Origin of the sequence: Microcystis sp. M049S2, from assembly GCF_020245625.1 — a bacterium.
Lineage (GTDB): Bacteria > Cyanobacteriota > Cyanobacteriia > Cyanobacteriales > Microcystaceae > Microcystis > Microcystis ichthyoblabe_A.
Genome location: NZ_JADBUN010000244.1, coordinates 1 through 3,521 on the forward strand (window position 1 = coordinate 1; position 3,521 = coordinate 3,521).

Here is a 3,521-nt window from a genome sequence, read left to right on the forward strand (position 1 = left end):
CTAAGGGACTTGCGTGGGAATAATATCCCAATCGATCGGAGGGCGCAAGCTTTGCGCCCCTACAGTAACGGATTTTGTCCACAATGTAGGGGCGAACTGCGTTCGCCCAAAAGGTACATTATCAAAGCGCAAGTCCCTAACTGTTAAATTAGCCATACACTCGTGCCATAATGGTAGATTACCTCGATCAGTAAGCCAAGAAGTAATGAGTGTAAATTGGACGAATAGCCGCGCCAAGCGATTAAGTGCCTTACCCCCCTACGTTTTCGCCCGCTTGGATGAATTAAAAGCCTTAGCCCGCAAAGAAGGACTAGATTTAATCGATTTAGGCATGGGCAACCCGGACGGGTTTGCCCCGCGTCCAGTTATCGAAGCGGCCATTCAAGCTTTTGAAACCCCCCAATTTCACGGTTATCCACCCTTTGAAGGAACCGCCAGTTTCCGAGAGGCGATCGCTAAATGGTATGATCGCTCTTATGGTGTGCAACTCAATCCCGATAACGAAGCTTTACCCTTGCTAGGTTCCAAAGAGGGCCTATCTCACCTGGCCCTAGCTTATGTTAACCCCGGCGATGTGGTCTTGGTTCCCAGTCCCGCCTATCCCGCCCATTTTCGCGGTCCCTTGATTGCTGGGGCGACGCTATACCCGATCATTTTAAAAGCGGAACAGGATTGGCTGATAGATATCGATTCTATCCCCGAAGATGTGGCTAAACGGGCGAAAATCCTCTATTTTAACTATCCCAGTAACCCCACCGCCGCCGTTGCCCCTCGGGAATTTTTTGAAAAAATCGTTGCTTGGGCCCGGCAATATGAGATTATGCTCGTCCATGATCTCTGTTATGCTGAATTGAGTTTTGATGGTTATCAGCCCACCAGTTTATTAGAAATTCCGGGGGCAAAAGAGATTAGTGTAGAATTTCATACCCTCTCAAAAACCTATAATATGGCTGGGTGGCGCGTCGGTTTTGTCGTGGGCAATTCCGATATTATTCAAGGGTTACGCACCCTGAAAACCAATCTCGATTATGGTATCTTTTCCGTCATCCAAAAAGCGGCCGAAACCGCCCTACAACTGCCGGATGAATACGTCAAACAAGTACAGGAAAGATACCGGCAGCGACGAGATTTTTTAATCAAAGGTTTGGGGCAATTAGGTTGGGATATTCCCCCCTCTAAGGCGACAATGTATCTCTGGATTCCCTGTAGCGTCGGCATGACTTCCACGGATTTTGCCCTCAGTGTCCTGCAAAAAACTGGTGTTGTTGTCACTCCGGGCAATGCTTTTGGAGAGGGAGGGGAAGGTTATGTGCGCGTCAGTTTAATCGCCGATATCCCGCGATTAGGGGAAGCTTTACAGCGCCTCGAAGATGCGGGAATTCGCTATCAGTAAGGAGAGTTTTTCCCCTTGATTTACCGGCCAAATCCCTCTAGGCGCTGACTAAAATTGCGATTATGATGGAATTTTATCGCGGTAGCTTGCCACTTCCATGACCTACAGCTTAAGAATTGCCGATATTCCCGTCAGTGAAAGACCAAGGGAACGTTTAATCAGTGTCGGGGCGAAAAACCTCAGTAATGCCGAATTATTAGCGATTTTACTGGCTACAGGTCAAGGTAAGGGGAAACTCTCGGCGGTGGGTTTAGGACAGCATATTCTCAACGAATTGAGTAAATATCGCCGGGATCCCTTGGACGTTTTGAGGGATATTCAGCCCCAAGAATTAACCGCTATTCATGGCATTGGACCGGCTAAGGCTACTACTATTCTAGCGGCGATCGAATTGGGAAAACGAGCTTTTCAACGACGACCGACGGAAAAAATGGTCATCGATAGTCCCGATACCGCTGCCGCTATCCTTGGACACGAACTAATGTATCAGTCTCAGGAACGTTTCGCTGTTATTTTACTCGATGTCAAAAATCAGTTAATCGCACTCAAAGTGATTACTATCGGCACAGCCACGGAAACACTGGTACATCCGCGAGAAATCTTTCGAGAAGTGGTTAAACAATCAGCTACTAAGTTAATTATCGCCCATAATCACCCCACCGGGTCACTTGTGCCTAGTCAAGACGATATTTTACTCACAGAACAATTATTACAGGGGGCTACCTATTTAGCCATTCCTCTCCTAGATCATTTGATCCTCGGTAATGGCAACTTCCAAAGTCTTCGCCAAATCACGGATCTTTGGGAAAAATATCCCCAAGAAGATTAGACCTCTTGCAACAATCACAAATTGTTGTTAGGTTTAGCTGGAAAAGGGAGCGAGTGCGACCGAAATCTGGGTAAAATTTGAGAGATACAATCGGTCAATTGGGCATGGATTATAAAGAAGCGGGCGTGGATGTGGAAGCGGGACGCGCTTTTGTCGAGAAAATTCGCCAAAATGTGGAAAGTACCTTCCGTCCTGAAGTTATCGGCGGTTTAGGCGGTTTTGGCGGCTATTTTCAGTTACCTTCCGGTTATCAGCAACCGGTGTTAGTATCAGGAACTGATGGTGTGGGAACCAAGCTAAAAATTGCCCATAGTCTCAATTGCCATGATACGGTGGGAATTGACCTCGTGGCCATGTGCGTCAACGATGTCTTAACCTCTGGGGCTGAACCTTTATTTTTCTTGGATTATCTCGCCACTGGTAAACTGGAAGCGTCACAGTTAGCGGCGGTGGTATCGGGAATCGCTAGGGCCTGTCGTGATAGTGGTTGTACTCTTTTGGGAGGGGAAACGGCGGAGATGCCGGGGTTTTATTCGGCGGGAGAGTACGATTTAGCGGGTTTTTGCGTCGGTATTGTCGAAAAAAGTCAATTACTCGACGGCAGTAAGGTGCAAATCGGCGATGTGGCTATCGGTTTAGCCAGTAGTGGGGTTCACAGTAACGGTTTTAGTCTTGTTCGTAAGATTATCGACACCCAGGGCTTAAATTGGCAAGATTGCCCCGAAATTTTGACCGGCTCTAGCTTAGGTGAAGTTTTGTTAACTCCCACTAGACTTTATGTTAAACCTGTGCTGGAACTGCTGCGCTCTGGGTTAGATATTCACGCCATGGCCCACATTACCGGGGGTGGCATCCCGGAAAATTTGCCCCGCTGCTTAGGTAAAGGGCATTCTGTGCAGATTTACCGCGAAAGTTGGCCAATTTTGCCGATTTTTCACTGGTTAGCCCAGATGGGATCGGTTAATTCCGAAGCCATGTTTAATACTTTTAATATGGGTATCGGTTTTGTGATTATTGTCCCATCGGATCTGGCGCAATCGACTATTAATCAACTACAATCCTCTGGGATTAATGCCTACCAAATCGGCGAAGTGATTGCCGGCAAGGGGGAGATTGTTGGGCTTGATTAAGCTACAAAAACTCTTTCAGCAAACCCTACTTAGCCTGCATTATTCACCAACTGGCAAAAACCTGATTGTGAGGACATCTCAAAAAACAGACTGTTTTTCAGCCAGATCGCTAGATGAACTTCTTGCCAAGGCTTTCGAGGATTTTCCAAAGTCTTCATGAATAATGCAG

At 47.1% G+C, this 3,521-nt stretch carries 3 protein-coding genes; all 3 read left to right on the forward strand.

Annotated elements, in window-relative coordinates:
• Positions 1-205: 205 nt before the first annotated feature.
• The 3 genes from IM496_RS19315 to purM all read left to right on the forward strand — a co-directional run bounded on the left by IM496_RS19315 (position 206) and on the right by purM (position 3,352).
• The gene (locus IM496_RS19315; protein WP_287662957.1) at positions 206-1,393 is read left to right on the forward strand and encodes an aspartate aminotransferase; all 1,188 of its coding nucleotides are present in this window, start codon (positions 206-208) and stop codon (positions 1,391-1,393) included.
• Between the two features lie 97 nt (positions 1,394-1,490).
• Positions 1,491-2,222 (forward strand): RadC family protein, encoded by a 732-nt coding sequence (gene radC / locus IM496_RS19320; protein WP_002732646.1) that lies wholly within the window; start codon positions 1,491-1,493, stop codon positions 2,220-2,222.
• A gap of 104 nt (positions 2,223-2,326) precedes the next feature.
• On the forward strand, positions 2,327-3,352 hold the full coding sequence (gene purM / locus IM496_RS19325; protein WP_287662958.1) for a phosphoribosylformylglycinamidine cyclo-ligase: 1,026 nt from the start codon (positions 2,327-2,329) through the stop codon (positions 3,350-3,352).
• Positions 3,353-3,521: the final 169 nt, after the last annotated feature.